The following is a 24,428-nucleotide window of genomic DNA, read 5'->3' on the forward strand; positions in this document are numbered from 1 at the left end:
GTTACAGCTTTTCGAGCAGCCGTTCCGCCTGTGCCCGCGCTTCTGCCGTGATCTCCGCGCCGGACAGCATGCGGGCGATTTCCTCGCGGCGTTCGCCGTCGCTCAGCGCGTGGACGCCGGTTCGCGTTACGGTACCGTCGCTGGATTTTGCGATCAGCATATGGTCCTGCCCCCGTGCCGCGACCTGCGGGCTGTGGGTGACGACGAGGATCTGGTTGGTCTGCGACAGGCGGGCGAGGCGTTCACCGATGGCGGAGGCGACGGCGCCCCCTACCCCGCGGTCGATCTCGTCGAAGATCAGCGTGTCCGCGCCGCCCTGCTGTGCCAGGGCGACCTTGAGCGCGAGGATGAAGCGGGACAGTTCGCCGCCGCTCGCGATCTTGACCAGCGGGGCGAAGGGCGCGCCGGGATTGGTGGAGATTTCGAATTCCACCCGGTCCATGCCATGGGCGCCCCATTGCCCTTCCTCCTGCGGCGCGACGACGGTGCGGAAGCGGGCGGCGTCCAGTTTCAGCGGGGCGAGTTCGGCGGCGACGGCGGCATCGAGCTTTCCGGCCGCCATCTGGCGTTCGGCGGAAAGGGCCTGCGCGGCGGCGCGATAGGCGGCGGCGCGTGCCTTCACCTCGGCCTCCAGGGCGGCGAGATGTTCCTCCCCGCCTTCGATCGCGGCCAGTTTCGCCGCCATGTCGTCGCGCAGTGCGGAGAGATCGTCGGGCTGGACATGATGCTTGCGGGCGAGGCCGCGCAGGTCGAACAGGCGGGTTTCGATGGCGTCGAGTCGGGCGGGGTCGAAGCTGAGCGCTTCGGCGGCTTCATTGAGGCGATCCTCCGCCTCGCTCGCCTCGATCACGGCGCGGTCGAGGGCGGCGAGAACCTCGGCCAGCGGTTCATATTCGCCGGCGATGCGGTCGAGGCGGCGGGCGGCCTGCCGCAACTGGGCAAGGCCGCCATCGGAGCCGGTGAAGCATTGGGTGACGGCGGAAAGATCGTCGGAAAGGCGCGCGCCCTTCTGCATGGTGGCGCGTTCTTCGGCCAGCGTCGCTTCCTCACCGGGTTCGGGGGCGAAGCGGGTGAGTTCGTCCACCGCATGGCTCAGATAATCGCGGTCGCGGGCTTCGGTCTCCACGCTGGCGCGGCTTTCCGCAAGGCGGTCGGCGGCGGCGCGCCATGCATGATAGGCCTGCGCCGCCGCGCCCGTGTCGCAGCGGCCATAGGCGTCGAGCAACGAGCGGTGCCCGCGCGGGTTGAGCAGGCCGCGATCGTCATGCTGGCCGTGGATTTCGACCAGCGCGCTGCCAAGGTCGCGCAGCAGCGCCGCCGAGCAGGGCTGATCGTTGACGAAGGCGCGGCTGCCGCCATCGGCCTTTACCATGCGGCGGATGATGAGCGGTTCGCCGGGTTCCACGTCTATGCCATTGTCGGCCAGCAGGTCCGTCGCGCGATGATCGGCGGGAGGCGCGTCGAAGGTGGCGGTGACGCTGGCCTGCGCCTCCCCGCTGCGGACAAGGCCGCTGTCGGCGCGGGCGCCCAGTGCGAGGCCCAGCGAATCGAGCAGGATCGACTTGCCCGCACCCGTCTCACCGGTCAGCACGCCCAGGCCCGACCCGAAATCCAGGTCCAGCGCCTCTATCAGCACGACGTTGCGGATGGACAGGGCAGTCAGCAAGGGCGAGCGACTCCCCCCTCCCGCAGGCGGGAGGGGCCGGGGTGGGTGCACCGCGCCAGCGGCGCTGAATTGGGCAGGAGGGAACGCTCGCTTTGCTCGCGATCCTCCCCTGAACAGAGGCGCGTGATGCCGTTCGACCCCGCCCGCCTGCGGGAGGGGGAACAGGACAGGTCAGGCCTTGTTCGGATGTTCGCGCATCAGCTTGAAGCTGCGCTCATACCATTTCGAACCCGGATAGTTCCGGCCCAGCACCGCAGCGGCCTTCTGCGCTTCGGCGGGGATGCCGAGCGAGAGATAGCTTTCCACCAGGCGCTCCAGCGCCTCCGGCGTGTGCGTGGTCGTCTGATATTTGTCGATGACCGTGCGGAAGCGCAGAGTCGCCGCCAGCCACTGGCCACGACGCTGGTAGAAACGGCCGATCTCCATCTCCTTGCCGGCAAGGTGATCGTTGACGAGGTCGAGCTTCAGCCGGGCATCGGCGGCGTAACGCGTGTCGGGATAGCGGCGGATCAGTTCGCCCAGCGCGTCCAGAGCCTGTTGCGTGATCTTCTGGTCGCGGGTGACGTCGGCAATCTGTTCATAATAGCAGAGCGCGATCAGATAATAGGCGTAGGGCGCGTCCTTGTTGCCGGTGTGGATCGACAGGAAGCGCTGCGCCGCTCCGATCGATTCCGGATAATCCTGATTCATGTAATAGCTGAACGCGGACATGAGCTGCGCGCGGCGGGCCCAGGGCGAATAGGGATGCTGGCGCTCCACTTCGTCGAAGAGCGCGGCGGCAAGCTTGTACTGGCCGCGATCCAGGCGGTATTTGCCCGCATTGTAGAGCGTCGACACGTCGCGGGCGACATATTGCGTGTCGGATTTGTTCTTCGACGTCGCGCAGCCCGAGAGCAGGGCGGCAAGCAGAAGCGGTGCGGTAGCCGCGCCGATGCGCGTCATGGTTTTCGTCAGCATGGCCGGGTCATAGCGGAGCGAATGCGCCTCGCCAAGCGGCAGAATGTGCATGTCGGTCGCTATGCGCGGGCAGGCAGGTCAAGCCGTGCTATCGCGCCGCCCTTTACCGAGGGCATCAGGGAGAAGCGGCCGTTCAGTTGCAAGGCCAGTGCATTGGAAATCCGCAGGCCCAGACTCTGGCTGAAGCCGGGATCGAAATCGGCGGGCAGGCCCCTTCCATCGTCGGTGACGTCAAGGATTATCGTGCCGTCGCTGACGTCCAGGCTGACGTGGATGCTGCCGCCCCGATGCGGCAGGCCATGTTCGATGGCGTTGTTGACCGCTTCGGTCACGATCAGCGCCATCGACACGGCGATGTCGGGTTGCAGGGTCAGCGCATCGGGCGCATCGACAGTGAGAGCGATGTCGTCGCGACCGCTGGCCGCCAGCACGTCGGCGGTCAATGTCGTCAGGAAGGCGCGGACGTCCTGCCCCTCCCCCGATGGATTGTAGAGCTCCCGGCTGATCCGGCCGACCAGCGCGAGCCGGGCCGAAGCGTCGTCCAGCGCCCGGCGGGCCAGGTCATGGTCGACATGGCGTCGCTGGAGCGAAAGCATGGCCGCGACGACCTGAAGATTGTTGGACACGCGGTGCTGCAATTCGTGGAACAGCAATTCGCGATTTTCCGCCAGGGCGCGGCTGCGTTCCCGCTCCAAGGCCAATTTGAAGTTCGCCTTCTGCAAGAGATGGATCAGCGCGATGTCGATGATCACGACGATGCCGTAGAAGGCGAGCGCCAGCAGCACGCCTGGATGGAAGTCGAACGTCATGCGTGGCGGAATGAAGAAATACCAGGACAAGAGGCCGCACAACACGCCCGCATAGATGCCCGGCCGCACCCCGAACAGGAAGGAGGTCAGGATCACGACGGGAAAGAAGGAGACGAAGGGATAGCCGACCGGCATGGCGATTTCGGCGACGGCGCGAATGGCGAGGGCGATCAGGCAGAAAACGGTCGCCAGCAGATAGGCATGCCAGGGTCGACGCAGGGCCAGCGGCAGGCGCTCCACGAATCGTTCGTTCCTGCGCTGCATAAATCCCCCCACAGCTTGATCGTTACCCTATCACAACTTCCGCCCAGGCCAATTGGAGATCAGAAAAGCATTCAAATTCATCAAAAAGGGCGCCCGGATGACCGGGCGCCCTTCCTGTATTATCGGGCCTGATGGACCGGGATCAATCCTGGGTCAGGAAGTCCGGCAGACCGGCATTGGAGCCGTCGTCATCGCCATTGCCCCGGCCTTCGCCGCGCGGGCCGCGGTCACGGCGGGGGCCGCGATCACCCCGGTCGCCACCGCGTCCGCCGCGGTCGCCGCCACGGTCGCGGCGATTGCGGTCGCCACGGCCGCCTTCACGCTCACCGCCGCGATCGCCCCTGGGTTCGCGGGGAGGACGGGTATCTTCCAGTTCCTCGCCGGTTTCCTGATCGACGACGCGCATGGACAGGCGAACCTTGCCGCGCGGATCGATTTCGAGAACCTTGACCTTCACTTCCTGGCCTTCGGAGACGACGTCCGTCGGCTTTTCGACGCGCTCATTCTTCATTTCGGAGACGTGGACGAGGCCGTCCTTGCCGCCCATGAAGTTCACGAACGCACCGAAGTCGACGATGTTTACGACCTTGCCGGTGTAGACCTTGCCGACTTCCGCTTCCTCGACGATGCCGAGAATCCACTTCTTGGCGGCTTCGATCTGGTTGATGTCGGACGAGCTGATCTTGATGATGCCCTCATCGTCGATGTCGACCTTCGCGCCGGTTTCCGCGACGATCTCGCGGATGACCTTGCCGCCGGTGCCGATGACGTCGCGGATCTTCGCCTTGTCGATCTGGATCGTCTCGATGCGCGGGGCATGGGCCGACAGCTCGGTGCGAGTCGAGGACAGGGCCTTGCTCATCTCACCCAATATGTGGGCGCGGCCTTCCTTCGCCTGGCGCAGAGCGACCTCGAAGATTTCCTGCGTGATGCCGGCAACCTTGATGTCCATCTGCATGGTGGTGATGCCCGCTTCCGTGCCCGCCACCTTGAAGTCCATGTCGCCGAGATGATCCTCGTCGCCCAGAATGTCGCTGATGACAGCGAAATCCTTGCCTTCCAGGATCAGGCCCATGGCGATGCCGGAAACGGGGCGCTTCAGCGGCACGCCGGCGTCCATCATCGAGAGCGAACCGCCGCAGACCGTCGCCATCGATGACGAGCCGTTGGACTCGGTGATGTCGCTGAGGACGCGGATGGTGTAGGGGAATTCTTCCTTGCTGGGCAGCACGGGGTGCAGAGCACGCCATGCCAGCTTGCCATGGCCGACTTCGCGACGGCCCGGCGCGCCGAAGCGGCCGACTTCACCGACCGAATAGGGCGGGAAGTTGTAGTGCAGCATGAAGCTTTCATAATGAACGCCGGTCAGGCCGTCGACCATCTGCTCGGCGTCCTTGGTGCCGAGCGTGGTGGTGCAGATCGCCTGCGTTTCACCGCGGGTGAACAGGGCCGAACCGTGGGTGCGCGGCAGGAAGCCGACCATCGCCTCGATCGGGCGGATCTGCGTCGTGTTGCGGCCGTCGATGCGCTTGCCGTCCTTGAGGATGGCGGTGCGGACGATTTCCGCTTCCAGCTTCTTGGTCAGCTTGATGCCGGCCATGACCGTCTGGGCGTCGAGGCCTTCCTCGGCGAACCAGGCCTTTGCCTTGGCGCGGGCCTCGTTCAGCGCGTTGGAACGGGCGGACTTGTCGGTCAGCTTGTAGGCGGCCGTGATGTCCTTGCCGATCAGCTTCTTCAGCTTCTTCTTGAGGTCGTCGAGATTGTCGCCCTTGGCAACGTCCCACGGATCCTTGGCGGCCTGCTCGGCGAGGTCGATGATCGCATTGACGACCTTCTTCGACGCTTCATGCGCGAACAGCACGGCGCCGAGCATGACGTCTTCCGACAGTTCCTTGGCTTCGGATTCGACCATCATCACGGCATTGCCGGTGGCGGCGACGACGAGGTCGAGTTCGCCTTCCTTCGCCTGGTCCAGCGAGGGGTTCAGCTGATATTCGCCATCCTTGTAGCCAACGCGGGCGGCGCCGATCGGACCCAGGAAGGGAACGCCCGACAGGGTCAGCGCGGCCGAAGCGGCGATCATCGCCACGATGTCGGGCTCGCTTTCGCCGTCAAAGCTCAGAACCTGGGCAATGACGTTGATTTCGTTGTAGAAACCTTCGGGGAAGAGCGGGCGGACCGGGCGGTCGATCAGGCGGGAAACCAGTGTTTCCTTTTCCGTCGCGCCGCGTTCACGCTTGAAGAAGCCACCCGGGATGCGGCCGGCGGCGGAATATTTTTCCTGATAATGGACGGTCAGCGGGAAGAAGTCCTGCCCTTCCTTCACCGACTTGGCGGCGGTCACGGCGCACAGCACCACGGTTTCGCCATAGGTCGCCAGCACGGCGGCGTCGGCCTGACGCGCAATACGGCCGGTTTCGAGCGTGAGGGTCTTTCCGCCCAGCTCGATTGATACCTTCTTTACATCGAACATGTTGTTTTCCTTCGCCCGCCTGGCCCTATTGCCGGGCGGGGCCTGTCATGCGGGCTAAACCGGCCCGCAGCGGTTTCGGAGCATCGTCTGGCCCCTTGGTCGGAACATCCTGCCGAATTGCAGGAACCCCGGAATCGGAAACGGCCCCGACATGGGGGCCGCTCCTTCTTTAGCAGGCTTACTTGCGCAGGCCCAGCTTGGTGATGAGGTCGGTATAGCGACCCGCATCCTTTTTCTTGAGATAGTCCAGCAGCGAACGACGCTTGTTGACCAGCATCAGCAGGCCGCGACGGCTGTGGTTATCCTTGTGATGACCCTTGAAATGCTCGGTCAGGTTCGAAATGCGCTCCGAGAGGATCGCAACCTGGACTTCCGGCGAACCGGTATCGCCTTCGGCGCGGGCATGTTCCTTGATCAGCGCTTCCTTGCGCTCGGCAGTAATCGACATCGGCTTCCTTTCGTAACATCTAGAGATTGAAGCCGCGCACCACCCTGATTTCCCTAAGGGTTTCTGGGCCACTGGCCTCCACCAGCGCGACGGGCGTTTCGCCCTCCATCGCCAGTAACAAGCCGGTATGCGGTTTCCCCACGAGCACCTTCCCCTGTCGGAGAGCCAGCGCATCGTCGGGAGAGACTGCTAGAGCCGGGATGTCGTCCAGCCCTGCGGTCAACGGCAGCATAAGCTGCGCGATGCCGCCGCCCGTAGCAGCTTCGTCCAATTTGTCCAGCGAAATCGCGGTTTCCAGGGTGAACGGCCCGGCCTTCACCCGGCGGAGCATGGTGACATGGCCGACCGTGCCGAGCGCCAGCGCGATGTCGCGCGCGAGGGAGCGGATATAGGTGCCCTTCGACACATGGGCGCGCAGGGTGACCTCCCCTACCATTTCCTCCTTCGCGATCTCGCGGGAGGGACGAAGGTCAAGGCGGTGGATGGTCACGGCGCGCGTCTTCATTTCCACCTCCTGCCCCGCGCGGGCCAGGTCATAGGCGCGCCGGCCGTCGATCAGGATCGCGCTATAGGCGGGCGGCACCTGTTCGATGGGGCCGGTGAAATCGGGGAGGACGGCCTCCACCTCCGCCAGGGTGGGGCGATGCGCGCTGGACGCGACCTCCCTGCCCTCCCGGTCCAGCGTGTCGGTCTGCACGCCCAGGCCGATGGTGAAGTCATAGATCTTGTCGCTGTCGAGCATCCGCCCGGCGAGCTTCGTCGCCTCTCCCACCGCCACCGGGAGAACACCGGTCGCCAGCGGATCGAGCGTGCCGCCATGGCCGACCCTAAGCTTTCCCGCGCCGCTTTGCCGCAAGGCGCGCTTCACCGCGCTCACGGCCTGCGTCGAGCCGAGGCCCAGGGGTTTGTCGAGGATGATCCAGCCATGCATGGCGGGCCCTCTATAGCGGGCGCCGCCTGCTGTCAGCCCTTCTTTGTCCTGGCGGGCGGGCCGGCGCTGTAGGTGAAGCTGGTGATCGGGCAATGCTGGCCGCGCACGACCAGCGTGCCGAACCTGTCGAGCGTATCGATGCCGCGCGTTTCGAAGCCGATGGCGTTGGCGAAGGGCAGGTCGAAACAGTTGCTCATCAGCTTCGCATAATACCATTGGCGATGCTGGTCCTGCACATAGACGCCGCGCGATCCATCGGCTTGCCAGTTCCAGACCCCGCCATGATTGACGAAGGGAATGGATGCTTCACCGCTTGCCGGCTGCTGCATCGCGGCCATGGCCGGGACGCTCGCGAACATAAGGGGAAGGGCCAGGAAAGCGGCCCGATATCTGGCGAACATGCTCTGTCTCCTGCAAGAGCGGATTTCGATCTGATGGGATCAGATCGCCGCTCCATCTTCATGACGCCGATATGGGTAGAAGGCCGCTCCGTCGGGAGGACGAGGCGACAATTTGATACAAGATTCAGCGCTGCATCCGCTCCGCGAAATGGCGGCGGCAGAGCGCGACATAGCGGTCATTGCCGCCGATTTCGGTCTGCTCGCCCCGTCGGATCGGCGCGCCCTGCGCATCGACGCGCAGGTTCATCGTCGCCTTGCGCCCGCATTCGCAGATCGTCTTTATCTCGTTCAGCGTGTCGGCCAGGCCCAGCAGCGCGGCGCTGCCCTCGAACAACTTGCCCTGGAAATCGGTGCGGATGCCGTAACAGAGTACCGGAATGTTCAGCCGGTCGCAGACAGTGGCGACCTGCCAGACCTGTTCTTCGTTCAGGAACTGCGCCTCGTCGATCAATATGCAGGACAGCGGGCTGTGCGCCTGCTGGGCGGCGATGGCGGCAAAGAGATCGGTCGCGGCATCGAAGATATGGGCCTGCGCCTCCAGCCCGATGCGGGAAACGATGCGTCCGGCTCCGTAACGATCGTCCACGGCGGCGGTCCACAGCATGGTTTCCATGCCGCGCTCTCGATAGTTGAAGCTGGACTGGAGCAAAGTGGTCGATTTGCCCGCGTTCATCGAGCTGTAGTAGAAATAGAGCTTCGCCATGGTCAGCGCGCCATTGGCGCGATCTGCTTGAGGAAACGGACCAGGGCGTCGGCCAGCGCGATACGCTTGTCGGAAAAGCTGTGATCGGTCGGCCAGACCATCAGCCGCGTGTCGGGATTGGCCGATTGCGCGTCCGCCGTCACCTTTCGCGCCATGGCGCCGATGCCCCGCTCCGCCCCGATGATGACCAAGGGGCGGCGGCCATAGCCCACCAGCCTGCGGCCGAGGTCGAACTTTTCGACGTTGCCGCTGATTTCGGCGGTCAGGCTGTCATAGCTGGCGCCATGGAGCGGGGGCAGGTCGTCGGCAACTTCGGCCTTCCAAGCGGCTTCGCCCTGCGGCGTGGAGAGGGCGGCGGCGGTTTCGGCCGGATCCCAGGGATCGATCAGGAAGAGGCCCGCGACATGGGGTTCGGCGGCGGCGACGTCGGCGGCCATGAAGCCGCCCATGCTGTGCCCTGCGACGACGATGGCGCTCGTGTCGATGCGATATTTCACCACCGTGGCGGATTGCTGGAGATATTGCAGCGCGTTCCAGGCGTCTTCCGAAGCGTGGGTGAAGGAGAAGTTTCCGGGACTGCCCCAGGAGCCGCGATAGTGGAGCGTCAGCACATTCCAGCCGGCGCGGCGGGCCGCCTGCGCTAGGTCCAGATTCTGCTCATTGCCGGGAAAACCGTGGAGGAGGAGGAGCGTCGGGTGCAGGCCCGAACCGGCGGCGGTATAGAGGACAGCGTTGAGCGCGCCGTCCCCGGAGGGGATGACGAAGGCGCTCATGCCGGCGGGATAGGCGGGATCAGGGGCCGGGTCCGTGGTGACAGCCGGATGGACCGGCGCTTCCCTGGCGGCGGCGGGCGTGGCGAGCGCCAGAAGCGCGGTTGCGAATATGCCCGTTCTTTTCATCTGCCCTGCCCCTTGCCTTGCCTTGCCTTGCTTTGCCTGCGGACAAGACGCTGTTAGCCGGGCTGCGCCGTCGCGTCGATGGGGACGATGTTTGTCGGGCAGCGGCCTATTCGCCCTCGGCCTCGGGCTTGTCCAGATCGCGCGCTACCTTGGGATCGCGCAGCAGCCTGTCGATATGGTTGCCTTCGTCGAAGCTTTCGTCCGCAAGGAATTTGAGCTTTGCCGCATATTTGAGGCGCACGCGGGTCGCGACTTCGCGCTGGAGATAGGCGGTGTTGGTGCGCAGCGCCTTCAGCACGGCCTCCTCATCCTGGCCGAGCAGCGACTTGATGAAGACCGTCGCGTGGCGCAGGTCGGGCGACATGCGAACTTCCGTCACGCTCACCACATGGCTGGCGAGCACATCGTCATGGACGTCGCCGCGCTGAAGGATCTCGGAGAGCACATGGCGCACCTGTTCGCCCACGCGCAGCAGGCGGACGGAGGGACCTTCCTGCAAATTGTTCATGCCATTCACTCCGGCAAATCGGTAAAGAAGGTCAAATTATTTCCGGCCGGGTCCGTGATCGTGATTTCAAGGCTGCCCCATTCCGTCTCGACCGGTTCCCCCGGCCGGGCGTTGCCGAAATGCTTGGCGCGCAGCTCCGCCGCATAGGCCCGCACGTCATCGACGGCGATGCGAATGCCCGAACCCGGCGTCCCGTCACCATAATGTTCGGACAGGTGCAGTACGCATCCCTCACGCGCCACGCCCATGTAGAGCGGCATGCCAGGTTCGAAGCGATGTTCGAACACCACCCCGAACCCCAGGAAGTCGCAGTAAAAGGCGCGCGTCCGCGTTTCATCGAAGCTGCGGAGGATTGGCGTGACCTTGCCTAGCATGACCATGTCCTTTTCCTCCGCGCCGCGTCGCGCGCGCTGTTGTTACAGCGTCCGGGCGCGTTCCTCGACCTCGAACAGCTCGAGCGTGTCGCCAGGCTTGATGTCGTTCGTGTCCTGAAGGACCGCGCCGCACTCCATGCCGGCGCGGACTTCGGCCACGTCGTCCTTGAAGCGACGGAGCGAGGCGATGTTGGTGCGCGACACGATGACATCGTCGCGGGTAAGGCGCGCGGACAGTCCCTTGCGGATGATGCCGTCGAGGACGAGCAGGCCCGCCGCCTTGTCCTTCTTGCCCGCGGGGAAGACCTGAAGCACCTCGGCCCGGCCGACGATGGTTTCGATGCGTTCGGGGGCAAGCTGGCCCGCCATTTCGCCGCGAACCTCTTCGAGCAGGTCGTAGATCACGTCATAATAGCGCAGCGAGATCTTCTCGCGCTCCGCCAACTGGCGCGCCTTGGCATTGGGACGGACGTTGAAGCCGATCAGCGGCGCGCGGCTGGCGGCGGCCAGCGTGACGTCGCTCTCGGTGATCGCGCCGACACCCGAATGCAGGATGCGCACCTTGATCTCGTCGGTCGAAATGCGGTTCAGCGACGACACGATCGCTTCAACCGAGCCCTGCACGTCGCCCTTCACCACCACCGGATATTCGATGACGGTCGTGTTGAGCGCCGAGAACATGTGCTCGAAGCTGGTCGGCGCGGCAGTGGTGCGCTTCTTGGTCGCCTGTTCCTGACGATAGGCGGCGACTTCGCGGGCGCGCGCCTCATTCTCGACAACGGTGAGCTGGTCGCCCGCCATCGGCACGCCGGAGAGACCCAGCACCTCGACCGGCGTCGAGGGACCGGCGACCTTCACCTGCTGGCCCTTGTCGTTGATCATCGCGCGGACCTTGCCGCTTTCCGAGCCGATGACGAAAGTGTCGCCGATCTTCAGCGTACCCTTGCGCACCAGAACGGTGGCGACGGCGCCGCGCCCCTTGTCGAGCTGCGCCTCGATCACATTGCCTTCGGCGGCGCGATCCGGATTGGCGGTCAGTTCGAGCAGTTCGGCCTGGAGCAGGATCTTTTCGATCAGCTCGTCAAGGCCGGTCTTCTTGAGTGCCGAAACCTCCACGTCCTGGACGTCGCCGCCCATATCCTCGACCACGACCTCCTCGCTCAGCAGGCGCTCGCGCACCTTCTGCGGATTGGCATCGGGCTTGTCGCACTTGTTGATCGCGACGATCATCGGAACGCCGGCCGCCTTGGTATGGTTGATGGCTTCGATCGTCTGCGGCATCAGGCCGTCGTCCGCCGCCACCACCAGGATGACGATGTCGGTGACGTTGGCGCCGCGGGCGCGCATTTCCGAGAAAGCCTCGTGACCCGGCGTATCGAGGAAGGTGATGATGTCGCCGCTCTTCGCCTTGATCTGATAGGCGCCGATATGCTGGGTGATGCCGCCGCTTTCGCCGGACACGACATTGGTGCCGCGCAGCGCGTCGAGCAGAGAGGTCTTGCCGTGGTCGACATGGCCCATGATGGTCACGACCGGCGGACGCGACTTCAGCGTTTCGGGTGCGTCAACCTCACCCTCCATGCCGATTTCGACGTCGGCATCGGACACGCGCTGGATGCGGTGACCGAATTCCTCCACCAGCAATTCGGCCGTATCCTGGTCGATCGCCTGGTTGAGCGTGACGGCGGTGCCCATCTTGAACAGGGCCTTCACCAGGTCCGCGCCCTTTTCGGCCATGCGGTTGGCGAGTTCCTGGACAGTGATGCTTTCGGGGACCACCACGTCGCGCGACTGCTTTTCCCGCTGCTGGGCGCCGCCCGAATAATGGGCGCGGCGTTCCTTCTCGCGGGCGCGCTTGAGCGCGGCGAGGCTGCGGGCGCGGGCGCTGTCATCATCCGCGAGGGCGCGGGTGACGGTGAGCTTGCCTGCCTGACGGCGATTGTCGTCGCCGCGCTTGGCCCGCTCCGGCTTGGCCGGTTCGGGGCGCTTGACCGGGGCGACCGGCGTGAAGCGGCGCGGCGGGGGCATGGTGGACGTTGCGGGCTTCGTTTCGGCAGCGGCCGGCGCGGCCTCGGCCGGGGCATCGGCCGCGACAGGCGCGGCTTCCTCAACGTTCGCCTTGGCCGTTTCCTCGACGGTCCCCGCGTCCACTTCGGGCTGGCGCGCGACTTCGGCCTCGGAAGCCTCTGCGGCCAGGCGATTTTCCTCGGCGCGGCGCTTTTCCTCCTCGCTTGCGGCAAGGCGCTGGGCGTCTTCGCGACGGCGCGCGTCCTCCAGCGCGGACATGCGGGCTTCCTCCGCCTCGCGCAGCAGCTTCGCCTGCAATTCCTGACGGGACATCAGGCTCTGCGGCGGGGCCGGGCGTGCGGGAGCCGGCTGCGGCGCGCGCGCCTGCGGCTGGGGCGCCGCCGGAGCGGCGGGGGCAGCCGCGGGCGTGGGATCAGCCTGCGGTTCAGGCGCAGCGTGGCCGGCTTCGCCCGGCTTGCCCAGGATGCGGCGCCGCTTCACCTCAACCACGACCGTGTTCTTGCGGCCGTGGCTGAACTGCTGCTGCACCTGACCGGACTCGACCGTGCGCTTGATCCCCAGCGGCTTGCGGCCCAGAACCGGCTTGTCTTCCTTGCTGTCACTCATACGACTGAACTATACCCTTCACATCAACCCGACCGGCAAGGCCCGTCGGCGCCTTCATTCCAATGCCAACTCAGGCATTCCAATACCAACTCAGGCGCCCAATGCCCCTGCGGAGTCCTGCTCCCCATGCACCGGCGCTCCGTTAGCGCAACCCAGATAGCTTTCCAAGCGGCCTATGGCGCCGCGCAGACGTGACGCCGCACGCGAGTCGGTCACCGCGATATGGACGACATTGTCCCGCCCCATTGCCATAGATAGGGCGTGTCGGTCCACAGGCAAGACGATGCCTGCCAAATCCGTGCCTTCCGCCTCCTGCCCGACGCGCAAAGCCTGGTCGAGCTTGCGGTTGCCGTCGGGGGCGGCGTCGGCGGCGTGGAGCAGCATCGTCACTTCCCCCTTGCGGCAGGCGACATCGATTTTTTCAGAGCCCGTGAGGACCATGGACGCCTTCGCCTCCAGTCCCAGCCGGTCGAGCAGCGCCTTGCGCAGGCCGTCCTCGATCAGCGCGGGGAGGTTGTCGGGGATTTGCAGGTCGCCGGTCTTGAACGCCCGAGCGAGCGCGCCCTTGAGCTTGCCCCTGGCGAGCGCCTGTTCGACTTCCGCGCGGGACACTCCGATCCAGGCGCCACGGCCGGGGGCCTTGGCGCGGATGTCGGGCAGGATTTCACCATTCGGGCCGCAGGCGAGGCGGACGAGCATGTCCGGGTCGGCGCGGTCGCCCGACAGGATGCATTTGCGTTCGGTCATGACGCGCCCTTTCCGAACGAAATCCGTGTTCCTGCCAAGGCAGGAATCCGGTTCCACCTTTTCGGGTGCGCACGACCTCTGGACTGGGCTCCCGCCTTCGCAGGAGCACGGCTGTCCGTCAGTGTTGGGGAAGCGCTTAGCCTCTCATTGGGAAGTGACCGCGGCATTGGCGTCCTCCCCTGTCGGCCGGGGCGCGACCCGATCGGCCATGAGCTGGCCGGCCGAGCCGTAATTTTCCATCGAGATTTCCGAAATCACCACCTGCACGGCAGAGGCCGGCTTCCCGAGACGCTCGACGAGCGACCGGGTGACGTCGGCGACGATGGCCGACTTCTGTTCGCGGGTGGCGTTTCCGGCCAGACGGATATCGACGAACGGCATCTGCGCTTATGCTTCCTCGTCTTCGAACCAGTGGGCGCGGGCGGCCATGATGATCTCATTGCCCTGCTCTTCACTGAGGCCATATTCGGCCAGGATGCCGCCCTTGTCCTCGCTGCCTTCGTTGCGGCGGCGGCGCTGGTCGACGCGCTTCTTGGCGATCAGTTCGTCCGTGGCCAGATCGGCCAGATCGTCCAGCGTCTTGATGCCCGCCTTGCCCAGCGTCACCAGCATCGCCTCTGTAAGGTGCGGCATGTCGGCCAGCGCATCCTCGACGCCCAGCGCCTGACGCTCCTCGCGGGCAGCGGCCTCGCGGCGGTCCAGCGCTTCCTGCGCGCGGCTTTGCAGTTCCTGCGCCAGTTCCTCGTCAAAGCCCTCGATCGCGGCCAGTTCGTCGATGCCGACATAGGCCACTTCCTCCAGCTCGCCAAAGCCCTCGGCCACGAGGAGCTGCGAGAGGGTTTCGTCGACGTCCAGTTCGTTCTGGAACAGTTCGGAACGGGCGACGAATTCCTTCTGGCGCTTCTCCGACGCGTCGGCCTCGGTCATGATGTCGATGGCCTTGCCGGTCAGCTGGCTGGCGAGACGGACATTCTGGCCGCGACGGCCGATGGCGAGCGAAAGCTGATCGTCGGGGACGACGACCTCGATGCGTTCCTCTTCCTCGTCGATGACGACGCGGGCGACCTGCGCGGGCTGAAGCGCGTTGACGACGAAGGTCGCGGTATCCTCCGACCAGGGGATGATGTCGATCTTCTCGCCCTGCATTTCCTGCACGACGGCCTGCACGCGGCTGCCCTTCATGCCGACGCAGGCGCCGACCGGATCGATGCTCGAATCGCGGCTGATGACGCCGATCTTGGCGCGGCTGCCCGGATCGCGGGCGGCGGCCTTGATCTCGATCACCCCGTCGTAGATTTCGGGCACTTCCTGCGCGAACAGCTTCTTCATGAATTCGGGATGCGCGCGGCTGAGGAAAATCTGCGGCCCGCGGTTTTCGCGGCGGACGTTCAGGATCACCGAGCGGATGCGGTCGCCGACGCGGACGACTTCGCGGGGGATCTGCTGGTCGCGGCGGATGACGCCCTCGGCCCGGCCGAGATTGACGACGACATGGCCGAATTCGACGGACTTGACGACGCCGGTGATGATCTCACCCACGCGGTCCTTGAATTCCTCATGCTGGCGCTCGCGCTCTGCGTCGCGGACCTTCTGGAAGATCACCTGCTTGGCCGACTGGGCGTCGATGCGACCAAGGTCGATGGGCGGCAGCGGATCGACGATGAAATCGCCCACGACCGCGTCCTTCTTCAGCTTGGTAGCCTGCTTCAGGTCGACCTGCTTGAAATAGTCGTCGACCTGCTCGACCACCTCCACGACTCTCCAGAGACGAAGATCGCCGGTGTCCGGGTCCAGCTTGGCGCGGATGTCGTTCTCCGCGCCGTAACGGGCGCGGGCTGCGCGCTGAATCGCGTCTTCCATCGCCTCGATGACGATCGCCTTGTCGATCATCTTCTCGCTGGCGACGCTGTTCGCAATGGCGAGCAGCTCGGCCTTGTTGGCGGAAATGGCGTTGGCCATGGTCGTAAACCCTTATTCTTCGGTTTCGAACTCGTCCGCCCCATCGGAGGAGAGCGGCATGCTAGCAGAAATCAATGCGTCGGTCAGTATCAGCTTGGCGTCGCCTACCAATGCGAAGGGGATCACCACATCGCCCGCCTTGACGTCGGTGAAGAGAATGCCCTCCCCCTCTATCCCGTTCAGAACACCACGGAAGCTCTTGCGGCCCCCGACGGCTTCGGTGGCGGAAATCTTCGCCTCATGCCCGGCCCATTCGAGAAAATCGGTGAGGCGGGTCAGCGGACGGTCGATACCGGGCGAGCTGACTTCGAGGCGATAGGCCTCCTCGATCGGGTCGGCTTCGTCCAGCACGTCGGACAGGCGGCGGGAGATGGCGGCGCAATCCTCAATGACGAGCTGCTTCGTCTCCGGCCGCTCGGCCATGATCTGCAGCGTATACTCGTCACCCGAGCCGAACAGCTTGATGCGCACGAGGTCGAAGCCCAAGGCCTTCACCTCCGGTTCGATCAGGGCTGTCAGTTCGGCGATGTCCGCCATGGGGTCTCCAAAAGAACAAAATTGCAGCTTCCCGTCGCCGCAGGCGATCCGCCCGCGACCCCGACATGTTTGACGATGTAAGGAAGCAGGGGCGATATAGGCGGGATGCCGCAAAGCTGCAACATTATTTGTCGCGAGGCATTTGATAAGCCTTCTGTTAGCGTCATCAGCGCCGAAATTCAGCCCCGGAGGAGACGATATGCGCCATCTTGCCCTGACTGCCCTGCCGCTGGCCCTGATCGCCTGTTCGGCTGACAATGCCGTGGGGCAGAACAGCACCACCTCCGCGACGAAGCCGTTCAAGACCTCCGTGATCGCGGATTTCGATGCGCCCTGGGCCATGACCTTCATGCCCGACGGGCGGATGCTGGTCACCGAAAAGGCGGGCGAGATGATCCTGTTCGATCCGAAGAACGGAACGAAAATTCCCGTCGCGGGCATTCCGCCGGTCGACAGCGAGGGTCAGGGCGCGCTGATGGACGTGGTGCTGGCGCCCGATTTCGCGCGGAACCAGGCGGTCTATTTCAGCTTTTCCGAGGCGGGTCAGGGCGGCAAGGGCGTGGCGCTCGCCACCGGCGCCTTCCACCAGGCGAGCGATGGGACGACGAAGCTGGACGGCGTGAAGGTGATCTTCCGCGCAAGCCAGTATGTGGATGGAAACGGCCATTATTCCGGGCGGATCGCCTTCTCGCCCGATGGCAGATATCTGTTCTTCACCAATGGCGAGCGGCAGAAATTCGATCCCGCGCAGGATCCCAAGTCGACATTGGGCAAGGTGCTGCGGCTGAACCTGGACGGCACCCCGGCGGCGGGCAATCCGCTGGCGGCGAAGGGCTTTCATCCGGCGGTCTGGTCCTATGGCCATCGCAATCTGCTGGGCATCGCCTTCGACAAGGACGGACGGCTGTGGGAACAGGAAATGGGGCCGAAGGGCGGCGATGAGGTGAACCTGATCAAGCCCGGCCTCAACTATGGCTATCCGCGGGTTTCCAATGGCAGCCATTATGACGGGCGGGACATTCCCGACCACAAGGCAGGCGATGGCTATGAGGCGCCCAAGCTCTGGTGGAACCCGGTCATCTCGCCGGCGGGGCTGGCCTATTATTCGGGCGACCTGTTCCCGCAATGGAAGGGGTCGCTGTTCATCGGCGGGCTGTCGAGCCAGGCGCTGATACGGGTGAAGCTGGACGGGGACAATGCGTCCAAGGCGGACCAGTGGGACATGGGTGCGCGAATCCGGGAGGTGGAGCAAGGGCCGGATGGCGCGCTCTGGCTGCTGGAGGATGGCGGGCGGGGTTCTGAGGGGCGGTTGTTGAAGTTGACGCCTGCCCAGGGTTAGGGTGAAACGGGGCCATTCCGGCCCCGATCCTCCTTTATACCAGCCGGCTCTGCTTCACCGCCGCTTCGATGAAGCTGGCGAAGAGCGGATGCGGGTCGAAGGGCTTGGACTTGAGTTCGGGGTGGAACTGCACGCCGACAAACCAGTGATGGTCGGGACGTTCGACGATTTCCGGCAGCGTGCCGTCCGGCGACATGCCCGAGAAGATGAGGCCGCCCTTTTCCAGCGGCTCGCGATAGCCGGCATTGACCTCATAGCGATGGCGGTGCCGCTCGCTGATTTCGGTCGCGCCGTAAATGCCCGCCACCACGCTGTTGCCAGCGAGCCTGGCCGGATAGGCGCCGAGCCGCATGGTGCCGCCCAGGTCGGTTTCGGCGGTACGCTTCTGCAGGCCTTCCTTGCTCATCCATTCGGTGATGAGGCCGACCACCGGCTCGCTGGTTTCGCCGAACTCCGTGGTGGAGGCGTTCGCGATTCCCGCCGTGTTCCGCGCGCCTTCGATGCAGGCCATCTGCATGCCCAGGCAGATGCCGAAAAAGGGCACGTTGCGTTCGCGGGCGAATTTGACCGAGGCGATCTTCCCCTCCGACCCGCGCACGCCGAAGCCGCCGGGGACGAGGATGCCGTGCATCGGCTCCAGGCGAGCGGCGATGTCCGCGCCCTCTTCCTCGAACAGTTCGGCGTCGAGCCATTTGATGTTGACCTTGACCCGATTGGCGAGGCCGCCATGGGTCAGCGCTTCATATAGCGACTTGTAGGCATCGGGCAGGCCGACATATTTGCCGACGACGCCGATGGTGACTTCGCCCTCCAGATTCTGCTGCCGGTCCATGATGTCGTGCCAGCGGTCGAGCTTGGGCGCGGACGCGCCCTCCATGCCGAAGGCGCGCAGCACTTCGTCGTCCAGCCCCTCTGCATGATATTGCATCGGGACCGCGTAGATGCTGCTGGCGTCAAGCGCCGGGATCACCGCTTCGGGGCGGACATTGCAGAACAGGGCGATCTTGCGCCGCTCGCTTTCCGGCAGCGGATGTTCGCAGCGGCAGAGCAATATGTCGGGCTGGATGCCCAGCGACGTCAGTTCGCGCACGCTGTGCTGGGTCGGCTTCGTCTTCAGTTCGCCCGCCGCCGCGATATAGGGGACCAGCGTCACATGGACGAAGATCGACCGGCCGCGGCCAAGGTCGTTATGGAGCTGGCGGATCGCCTCCATGAAGGGCAGCGATTCGATGTCGCCCACGGTGCCGCCAATCTCGCACAGCACGAAATCGAGATCGTCGGATTCGGCCATGGCAAAGGCCTTGATCTCGTCCGTGACGTGCGGGATCACCTGGACCGTCGCGCCCAGATAGTCGCCGCGCCGTTCCCGCTGGATGATGGTCTGATAGACCCGGCCCTGCGTCACATTGTCCGACTGCCGCGCCGAAACGCCGGTGAAGCGCTCATAATGACCAAGGTCGAGGTCGGTTTCCGCCCCGTCGTCGGTCACATAGACCTCGCCATGCTGATACGGGCTCATCGTGCCCGGATCGACGTTGAGATAGGGATCGAATTTCCGAATGCGCACACGGAAACCTCGCGCCTGCAGCAGTGCTGCGAGCGAAGCGGCCATCAGGCCCTTGCCAAGCGAGGAGACCACGCCGCCGGTGATGAAAATATACCGCGCCATGGGGGGAGAGGCTTAGCCTTTTACAAACGAGTTGGGCAAGCGCGCGAATCATCGCGCGTGCGAAAAAAGCGAAATTGGGAGTGTCGCGCGCCTAGTTGGCGAGCGGGACAGCGCCGTTGGAAGCCTTGCCGCTCGCCGCGCCGGCAGCGCCCGCCAGCGGATCCTTGCCGGTCGCCGGGGCCGGCGCGGACGCCGGAGAAGATGTCGGAGCCTGGGGCGCCTGCTTCACCAGCGAGGTGTCGATGTCGCTCGGCCGGTGCTGGATGGAGGCGATCACCGCCAGCACGATCGACAGCGTCACGAAGATGCCGGCGAGAACCGTGGTCGAGCGCGTCAGGAAATCCGCCGCGCCGCGCGCCGACATGAACCCCGCCGGGCTGCCGCCGACGCCCAGGCCGCCGCCTTCCGACTTCTGCATCAGGATGACGGTGACAAGCAGGGCTGCGACAAGGGCCTGCACGACGAGGAGGAAGGTGAACATGAGACGAATATCTGTCCGGTAAAGGGAGCGTTGCCGCGCACATAGCGATGATAGGGCGCGGGGGCAACCGCCCCTGTCTTTCCCGCCCCCCTCCCACAGGCGGGAGGGGATTGTCATCCGTCGGCGGTCAGGCGGCAGCCGCGATCACCGGAGCGAATTTCGCCGCCGCAAGGCTCGCGCCGCCGATCAGGCCGCCGTCGACGTCCGCCAGCGCCAGAAGCTCCGCCGCATTGTCGCCGTTCATCGATCCGCCATAGAGGATTCGCGTCGCGTCCGCCTGCGCGCCGATCCTGCCCGCAAGAGTGGCGCGCAGGGCAGCGTGCATCGCGGCGACCGCTTCCATGGTGGGGATTCGGCCCGTGCCGATGGCCCAGATCGGTTCATAGGCGATGGCCAGCCAGTCCGCCGCCGCTCCATCCGGCAGGGAGGCCAGCAATTGCGCCGCAACCACCGCCTCCGCATTGCCGGCGTCGCGCACGTCGAGGCTTTCGCCCACGCAGAGGATGACCTTCAGACCCGCGGCCCGCGCCGCCAGCGCCTTTGCCGCGATGTCGGCGTCGGTTTCGCCCTGGTCCTGTCGCCGTTCGCTATGGCCGACGATGGTCCAGCTTGCCCCTGCCTCCGCCAGCATGGCCGCGGACAGGCAGCCGGTATGCGCGCCGCTTTCCTTCATGTGGCAGTCCTGCGCGCCGATGAAGGCCGCACCCTTGACGCCGTCCGCCGCCGCAATCAGCGTCGCGGGCAGGCACAGCCCGACCTCCACCGCCGGATAGTCGCGCGCCAGGGCGCCGATCGCCTCCACCTCGCCCAGCTGGGCGCGCAGGCCGTTCATCTTCCAGTTACCGACAATCAGCTTCCGCCTGCTCATCGATCTTTCCCCTTATTGTTTATTGCTGCACGGTCCCCCGCGGCGCAGCTCTCCAATCCGAACCGCCGGGTTGGCCGAGCCGATGAACGGCGTGCGGCCATTTGTCCAGCCTTGCAGCCCCAGCGCCCCTTGCCCGCGCGACGATCCGCCCTTAAAGCGGGCCGCCATCAAAGCCGCTTTTACGGACTTTCCTCCATGCTTTCAGTCTTTCGCCGTTTCATCCACTCCAAATTCGGCGCCTTTGCTGCGCTGATATTCCTGGGGATCATCGCGGCCGCCTTCATCATGGGGGACATTACGAGCGGCAAGTTCGGATCGTCCCTTGGAGGCGGCGAAACCGCCGCCAAGGCAGGCGGCGCGCGCCTGACCATGACCGAATTCCAGGACCGTGTGCAGCGCGTGTTCGAAAATGCGCGCCGGTCCAATCCGGGGTTGCAGATCGGCGATTTCCTGGCGCAGGGCGGCGCGGCGCAGGTCTATGACCAGCTTGTCGCGTCCCTGACGCTGAAGGAATATGCGAGCGACCAGAAGGTTCATATCTCCAAGCGGCTCGTCGACGCCCAGATCGCGCAGATTCCCGCCTTCCAGGACGCAGCGGGCAATTTCAGCCAGGAAAATTTCCGGCAATTGCTGCTGCGCGAGCGGATCACCGAGCAGGCGCTGCGCGATGACATCAGCCGCGAGATATTGGAGCGGCAGATGCTGGCGCCGCTGGGACTGGGCGTGAAGCTGACCGATTCCCTGGTGCTGCCCTATGCCTCGCTGTTGCTGGAGGCGCGTCAGGGCACCATCGCCCTTGTCCCCGCGACGGCGTTCAAGGACATCGCGGAGCCGACCGACGCGCAACTCGGCGATTTCTACAAGAAGAATGCCGCGCGCTATACGATCCCGGAACAGCGCCGCATCCGCTATGCGGTGATCGACGCCGAACGCTTCGCCCAGGCGGCACAGCCCACCGATGCGGAGATCGCGGGCTATTACAACCAGAACAAGGCCGTCTATGCCGCGAAGGAAAGCCGCAGCTTCGAGCAGTTGATCCTGCCGACGCAGGCGGCGGCAAAGGCGATCGCGGAACAGGTGAAGGGCGGCAAATCGCTCGCCGCAGCGGCGCAATCGGCCGGCCTTTCGGTCGCCGAACTGGCCGACCAGAGCCGCGAGAAGCTGGCCGCCGCAGCGTCCGCCTCCGTCGCCGATGCGGGCTTTGCCGCGAAGCAGGGCGATCTGGTCGGGCCGCTGCGCGGGTCGCTGGGCTGGGTGCTGCTGCGGGTCACGGCGGTCAGGACGACCCCTGCCCGTGCCCTGGCCGCCGCGCGGGACGAGATCGTCACCACGCTGCGCGCCCAGAAGGAAAAGCGGCTGCTCAACGACTTCACCGGCAAGATCGAGGATCAGATCGCCAATGGCGGCAGCTTCGAGGAAGTGGTGAAGGACAATGGCCTGAAGCTGGAAACGACGCCGTTCCTCCTTTCCTCCGGCAAGCAGGTAGAGGATGCGGCCTATCAGGTGCCGGCCGACGTCAAGCCGCTGCTTGCCCCTGCCTTCGGCATGAGCCAGGACGATGACGCGCAACTGGTGCCGATCGCGGCGGACAAGCGCTATGCGCTGGTTGCGCCCGGCGACATACAGGCCCCTGCGCCGCCGCCGCTTGCCAAAGTCAAGCCGCTGGTGGCGATGCAGTACAAGCTCGCCCAGGGCAATGAAAAGGCCAAGGTGCTGGCCGAGCAGATCCGCGCCAAGGTCGCCAAGGGCATGACGCTGGACCAGGCGGTCGCCTCCGCCGGCATCGCCCTGCCCAAGCCGCAGATGGTGGGCGGGCGCCGTGCCGACATCATGCGCGACGGCCAGCGTCCCCCCGCGGAAGTGGCCATGCTGTTCACCATGGCGACCAACAGCGTGAAGACGCTGCCGGCCGGGCAGGATCGCGGCTATTTCGTCGTGCAGTTGAACGGCATCAAGCGCGGCGATGCGGGCACGGACAAGGCGCTGGTCAATCAGGTTCGCGACCAGCTCAGCGAAGTGGTGGGCCAGGAATATGACCAGCAGTTCGAGCGCGCGGTCGAGAAGGAACTGGGCGTGAAGCGCAATGCCAATGCCGTCGCCTCCGTCCAGCGCGCCCTGGTCAGCGCCAATGGCAGCGGTCAGTAAGATGGGCGCAGGGGGACCGGCGGCAATGGACGGCATAGAAAGCGCACGCAGGGCACTGGCGGCGGGACAATCCGCGCTGGTGTGGCGGCGCCAGATTGCCGACACCGATACGCCGATCTCCGCCGCGCTCAAATTGTTCGAGGCCGATCGCGGCGACTTCCTGCTGGAATCGGTCGAAGGCGGGGCGGTGCGGGGCCGTCACAGCCTGATCGGCCTGGCCCCCGACCTCGTTTTCCGTGCGCAGGGTCATGCGGCGGAGATCAACCGGCAATGGGCGACCGATCGGGATGCCTTCGTGCCGGAAGAGGCCGATGCGCTCGACGCGCTGCGGGCGCTGGTCGCGGAATGCCGGGCGGAGCTTGACCCCGTCCTGCCCGCCGCCCTGGCCTGTCTGGTGGGCTATTTCGGCTATGAGACGGTCGGGCTGGTGGAGAAGTTGCCGCGTCCTCCCGAAAATTCGATCGCGCTGCCGGACATGCTGTTCGTGCGGCCGACCGTCATATTGGTGTTCGACCGGCTGGCCGACGCGCTGTTCCTGGTCGCGCCCGTTTGGAAGGGCAGTTTTGCCGATGCCGACCGCGCCGTCGAACAGGCGCTGGAACGGATCGACGCCGTCGCCGCGCGGCTGGCGGCGCCCCTGCCCGCACAGACCGCCCCGGCCGAAATCGCCGATGTCGCGGTGACGCCAATGCTGGAACCCGGGCGCTATGCCGCGATGGTCGAGAAGGCGAAGGACTATATCGTCGCGGGCGACATTTTCCAGGTGGTGCTGGCGCAGCGCTTCACCAGTCCATTCACCCTGCCGCCCATCGCGCTTTACCGGGCCTTGCGACGGATCAATCCCTCGCCCTTCCTCTATTATCTCGACCTGCCCGGCTTCGCCCTGATCGGGTCGAGTCCGGAAATCCTGGTCCGGGCGCGTGATGGCGAAGTGACGATCAGGCCGATCGCCGGCACCCGTCCGCGCGGCCGCAATGCCGTCGAGGACGCGGCCAATCGCGAGAGTCTGCTGGCCGATCCCAAGGAACGGGCGGAACATCTGATGCTGCTGGACCTGGGCCGCAACGATGTGGGCCGGGTGGCGACGGCGGGCAGCGTGACGGTGACGGACAGCTACAGCGTCGAATTCTACAGCCATGTGATGCATATCGTGTCGAACGTGGTAGGACGGCTGGCGCCCGGCAAGGACGCGCTGGATGCCCTGTTCGCGGGCTTTCCGGCCGGCACGGTGTCGGGTGCGCCCAAGGTGCGGGCCTGCGAGATCATCGCCGAACTGGAGCCGGAAACGCGGGGCGCCTATGCCGGCGGCGTCGGTTATTTCGGGCCGGACGGCAATATGGACAGTTGCATCGTCCTGCGCACGGCGGTCCTCAAGGACGGGGTGATGCACGTGCAGGCGGGCGCCGGCATCGTCGCGGATTCGACGCCGGAATATGAGCAGCGGGAATGCGAGGCGAAAAGCGGCGCACTGCTCGCGGCCGCGCGGGAAGCCGTGACGCTGGCCCGTGCTTCGGGATTTGGGCAATAAAAGTTGGATGGGCGACGGCGGGGAGCGAATAGTCCGTCGCTGACATTCGCGGTTCCCTGAACCGGGCAGAGCTGGGGGACCAGAACCG

22 protein-coding genes are annotated in these 24,428 nt (G+C 65.4%); 3 read left to right on the forward strand and 19 right to left on the reverse strand.

Features of this window, described 5'->3' with window-relative positions; genetic code table 11:
• Window position 1: 1 nt before the first annotated feature.
• The 16 genes from recN to rimP all read right to left on the reverse strand — a co-directional run bounded on the left by recN (window position 2) and on the right by rimP (window position 16,310).
• Complete coding sequence (gene recN, locus MRBLMA1_RS04070; protein WP_363735156.1) at window positions 2-1,666, reverse strand: DNA repair protein RecN; 1,665 nt, start codon at window positions 1,664-1,666, stop codon at window positions 2-4.
• Window positions 1,667-1,837: 171 nt separating this feature from the next.
• The gene (locus tag MRBLMA1_RS04075) at window positions 1,838-2,623 is read right to left on the reverse strand and encodes an outer membrane protein assembly factor BamD (RefSeq protein WP_133651988.1); all 786 of its coding nucleotides are present in this window, start codon (window positions 2,621-2,623) and stop codon (window positions 1,838-1,840) included.
• 59 nt (window positions 2,624-2,682) lie between these two features.
• Window positions 2,683-3,696, reverse strand: coding sequence for a sensor histidine kinase (locus tag MRBLMA1_RS04080; RefSeq protein ID WP_363735157.1), 1,014 nt, complete (start codon window positions 3,694-3,696; stop codon window positions 2,683-2,685).
• A 142-nt stretch (window positions 3,697-3,838) separates the two neighbouring features.
• Window positions 3,839-6,169 carry a polyribonucleotide nucleotidyltransferase gene (gene pnp, locus MRBLMA1_RS04085; protein ID WP_363735158.1) on the reverse strand — a complete coding sequence of 777 codons (2,331 nt, stop codon included), beginning with the start codon at window positions 6,167-6,169 and terminating at the stop codon, window positions 3,839-3,841.
• A gap of 178 nt (window positions 6,170-6,347) precedes the next feature.
• Entirely contained in the window at window positions 6,348-6,617 is a 270-nt protein-coding gene (rpsO, locus tag MRBLMA1_RS04090; protein WP_046763409.1) for a 30S ribosomal protein S15, read from the reverse strand.
• 19 nt (window positions 6,618-6,636) lie between these two features.
• On the reverse strand, window positions 6,637-7,548 hold the full coding sequence (gene truB, locus MRBLMA1_RS04095; protein ID WP_363735160.1) for a tRNA pseudouridine(55) synthase TruB: 912 nt from the start codon (window positions 7,546-7,548) through the stop codon (window positions 6,637-6,639).
• 32 nt (window positions 7,549-7,580) lie between these two features.
• On the reverse strand, window positions 7,581-7,949 hold the full coding sequence (locus MRBLMA1_RS04100; protein ID WP_363735161.1) for a DUF6491 family protein: 369 nt from the start codon (window positions 7,947-7,949) through the stop codon (window positions 7,581-7,583).
• A 124-nt stretch (window positions 7,950-8,073) separates the two neighbouring features.
• The gene (locus MRBLMA1_RS04105; protein ID WP_363735163.1) at window positions 8,074-8,652 is read right to left on the reverse strand and encodes a thymidine kinase; all 579 of its coding nucleotides are present in this window, start codon (window positions 8,650-8,652) and stop codon (window positions 8,074-8,076) included.
• 2 nt (window positions 8,653-8,654) lie between these two features.
• Window positions 8,655-9,551 carry an alpha/beta hydrolase gene (locus MRBLMA1_RS04110; RefSeq protein WP_363735164.1) on the reverse strand — a complete coding sequence of 299 codons (897 nt, stop codon included), beginning with the start codon at window positions 9,549-9,551 and terminating at the stop codon, window positions 8,655-8,657.
• 106 nt (window positions 9,552-9,657) lie between these two features.
• Window positions 9,658-10,059, reverse strand: a complete 402-nt coding sequence (rbfA, locus tag MRBLMA1_RS04115) for a 30S ribosome-binding factor RbfA (RefSeq protein ID WP_133651794.1) — start codon at window positions 10,057-10,059, stop codon at window positions 9,658-9,660.
• A 5-nt stretch (window positions 10,060-10,064) separates the two neighbouring features.
• Window positions 10,065-10,439, reverse strand: coding sequence for a glyoxalase superfamily protein (locus MRBLMA1_RS04120; protein ID WP_133651793.1), 375 nt, complete (start codon window positions 10,437-10,439; stop codon window positions 10,065-10,067).
• Between the two features lie 36 nt (window positions 10,440-10,475).
• A complete protein-coding gene (gene infB, locus MRBLMA1_RS04125; RefSeq protein WP_363735165.1) occupies window positions 10,476-13,067 on the reverse strand; it encodes a translation initiation factor IF-2 in 2,592 nt (863 codons plus the stop codon).
• Between the two features lie 90 nt (window positions 13,068-13,157).
• Complete coding sequence (locus MRBLMA1_RS04130) at window positions 13,158-13,814, reverse strand: DUF448 domain-containing protein (RefSeq protein WP_363735166.1); 657 nt, start codon at window positions 13,812-13,814, stop codon at window positions 13,158-13,160.
• Window positions 13,815-13,958: 144 nt separating this feature from the next.
• A complete protein-coding gene (locus MRBLMA1_RS04135; protein WP_363735167.1) occupies window positions 13,959-14,195 on the reverse strand; it encodes a tautomerase family protein in 237 nt (78 codons plus the stop codon).
• A 6-nt stretch (window positions 14,196-14,201) separates the two neighbouring features.
• Window positions 14,202-15,773 carry a transcription termination factor NusA gene (gene nusA / locus MRBLMA1_RS04140; RefSeq protein ID WP_363735168.1) on the reverse strand — a complete coding sequence of 524 codons (1,572 nt, stop codon included), beginning with the start codon at window positions 15,771-15,773 and terminating at the stop codon, window positions 14,202-14,204.
• 12 nt (window positions 15,774-15,785) lie between these two features.
• Entirely contained in the window at window positions 15,786-16,310 is a 525-nt protein-coding gene (rimP, locus tag MRBLMA1_RS04145) for a ribosome maturation protein RimP (protein WP_133651788.1), read from the reverse strand.
• A 199-nt stretch (window positions 16,311-16,509) separates the two neighbouring features.
• Between rimP and MRBLMA1_RS04150 the strand changes: the two genes are divergently transcribed.
• Window positions 16,510-17,649, forward strand: coding sequence for a PQQ-dependent sugar dehydrogenase (locus MRBLMA1_RS04150; RefSeq protein ID WP_363735169.1), 1,140 nt, complete (start codon window positions 16,510-16,512; stop codon window positions 17,647-17,649).
• A gap of 34 nt (window positions 17,650-17,683) precedes the next feature.
• On the opposite strand, the gene MRBLMA1_RS04155 is transcribed toward MRBLMA1_RS04150, so the two are convergent.
• From MRBLMA1_RS04155 to tpiA, 3 genes are all read right to left on the reverse strand, one after another.
• The gene (locus MRBLMA1_RS04155) at window positions 17,684-19,318 is read right to left on the reverse strand and encodes a CTP synthase (RefSeq protein WP_363735170.1); all 1,635 of its coding nucleotides are present in this window, start codon (window positions 19,316-19,318) and stop codon (window positions 17,684-17,686) included.
• Between the two features lie 91 nt (window positions 19,319-19,409).
• Complete coding sequence (gene secG / locus MRBLMA1_RS04160; protein WP_363735171.1) at window positions 19,410-19,799, reverse strand: preprotein translocase subunit SecG; 390 nt, start codon at window positions 19,797-19,799, stop codon at window positions 19,410-19,412.
• A gap of 127 nt (window positions 19,800-19,926) precedes the next feature.
• Window positions 19,927-20,667 carry a triose-phosphate isomerase gene (tpiA, locus tag MRBLMA1_RS04165; protein WP_363735172.1) on the reverse strand — a complete coding sequence of 247 codons (741 nt, stop codon included), beginning with the start codon at window positions 20,665-20,667 and terminating at the stop codon, window positions 19,927-19,929.
• A gap of 195 nt (window positions 20,668-20,862) precedes the next feature.
• Between tpiA and MRBLMA1_RS04170 the strand changes: the two genes are divergently transcribed.
• On the forward strand, window positions 20,863-22,812 hold the full coding sequence (locus MRBLMA1_RS04170; RefSeq protein ID WP_363735173.1) for a peptidylprolyl isomerase: 1,950 nt from the start codon (window positions 20,863-20,865) through the stop codon (window positions 22,810-22,812).
• Between the two features lie 25 nt (window positions 22,813-22,837).
• A complete protein-coding gene (gene trpE / locus MRBLMA1_RS04175) occupies window positions 22,838-24,340 on the forward strand; it encodes an anthranilate synthase component I (RefSeq protein WP_363735400.1) in 1,503 nt (500 codons plus the stop codon).
• Window positions 24,341-24,428: the final 88 nt, after the last annotated feature.

The organism is Sphingobium sp. LMA1-1-1.1, assembly GCF_040676365.1.
GTDB lineage: Bacteria > Pseudomonadota > Alphaproteobacteria > Sphingomonadales > Sphingomonadaceae > Sphingobium.

What these genes read in the sequence shown, in the direction of transcription:
- MRBLMA1_RS04075 (WP_133651988.1), bottom strand. Translation starts at nt 2,623, where the DNA reads ATGCTGACGAAAACCATGACGCGCATCGGCGCGGCTACCGCACCGCTT.
- MRBLMA1_RS04080 (WP_363735157.1), bottom strand. Translation starts at nt 3,696, where the DNA reads ATGCAGCGCAGGAACGAACGATTCGTGGAGCGCCTGCCGCTGGCCCTG.
- pnp (WP_363735158.1), bottom strand. Translation starts at nt 6,169, where the DNA reads ATGTTCGATGTAAAGAAGGTATCAATCGAGCTGGGCGGAAAGACCCTC.
- rpsO (WP_046763409.1), bottom strand. Translation starts at nt 6,617, where the DNA reads ATGTCGATTACTGCCGAGCGCAAGGAAGCGCTGATCAAGGAACATGCC.
- truB (WP_363735160.1), bottom strand. Translation starts at nt 7,548, where the DNA reads ATGCATGGCTGGATCATCCTCGACAAACCCCTGGGCCTCGGCTCGACG.
- MRBLMA1_RS04100 (WP_363735161.1), bottom strand. Translation starts at nt 7,949, where the DNA reads ATGTTCGCCAGATATCGGGCCGCTTTCCTGGCCCTTCCCCTTATGTTC.
- MRBLMA1_RS04105 (WP_363735163.1), bottom strand. Translation starts at nt 8,652, where the DNA reads ATGGCGAAGCTCTATTTCTACTACAGCTCGATGAACGCGGGCAAATCG.
- MRBLMA1_RS04110 (WP_363735164.1), bottom strand. Translation starts at nt 9,551, where the DNA reads ATGAAAAGAACGGGCATATTCGCAACCGCGCTTCTGGCGCTCGCCACG.
- rbfA (WP_133651794.1), bottom strand. Translation starts at nt 10,059, where the DNA reads ATGAACAATTTGCAGGAAGGTCCCTCCGTCCGCCTGCTGCGCGTGGGC.
- MRBLMA1_RS04120 (WP_133651793.1), bottom strand. Translation starts at nt 10,439, where the DNA reads ATGGTCATGCTAGGCAAGGTCACGCCAATCCTCCGCAGCTTCGATGAA.
- infB (WP_363735165.1), bottom strand. Translation starts at nt 13,067, where the DNA reads ATGAGTGACAGCAAGGAAGACAAGCCGGTTCTGGGCCGCAAGCCGCTG.
- MRBLMA1_RS04130 (WP_363735166.1), bottom strand. Translation starts at nt 13,814, where the DNA reads ATGACCGAACGCAAATGCATCCTGTCGGGCGACCGCGCCGACCCGGAC.
- MRBLMA1_RS04135 (WP_363735167.1), bottom strand. Translation starts at nt 14,195, where the DNA reads ATGCCGTTCGTCGATATCCGTCTGGCCGGAAACGCCACCCGCGAACAG.
- nusA (WP_363735168.1), bottom strand. Translation starts at nt 15,773, where the DNA reads ATGGCCAACGCCATTTCCGCCAACAAGGCCGAGCTGCTCGCCATTGCG.
- rimP (WP_133651788.1), bottom strand. Translation starts at nt 16,310, where the DNA reads ATGGCGGACATCGCCGAACTGACAGCCCTGATCGAACCGGAGGTGAAG.
- MRBLMA1_RS04150 (WP_363735169.1), top strand. Translation starts at nt 16,510, where the DNA reads ATGCGCCATCTTGCCCTGACTGCCCTGCCGCTGGCCCTGATCGCCTGT.
- MRBLMA1_RS04155 (WP_363735170.1), bottom strand. Translation starts at nt 19,318, where the DNA reads ATGGCGCGGTATATTTTCATCACCGGCGGCGTGGTCTCCTCGCTTGGC.
- secG (WP_363735171.1), bottom strand. Translation starts at nt 19,799, where the DNA reads ATGTTCACCTTCCTCCTCGTCGTGCAGGCCCTTGTCGCAGCCCTGCTT.
- tpiA (WP_363735172.1), bottom strand. Translation starts at nt 20,667, where the DNA reads ATGAGCAGGCGGAAGCTGATTGTCGGTAACTGGAAGATGAACGGCCTG.
- MRBLMA1_RS04170 (WP_363735173.1), top strand. Translation starts at nt 20,863, where the DNA reads ATGCTTTCAGTCTTTCGCCGTTTCATCCACTCCAAATTCGGCGCCTTT.
- trpE (WP_363735400.1), top strand. Translation starts at nt 22,838, where the DNA reads ATGGACGGCATAGAAAGCGCACGCAGGGCACTGGCGGCGGGACAATCC.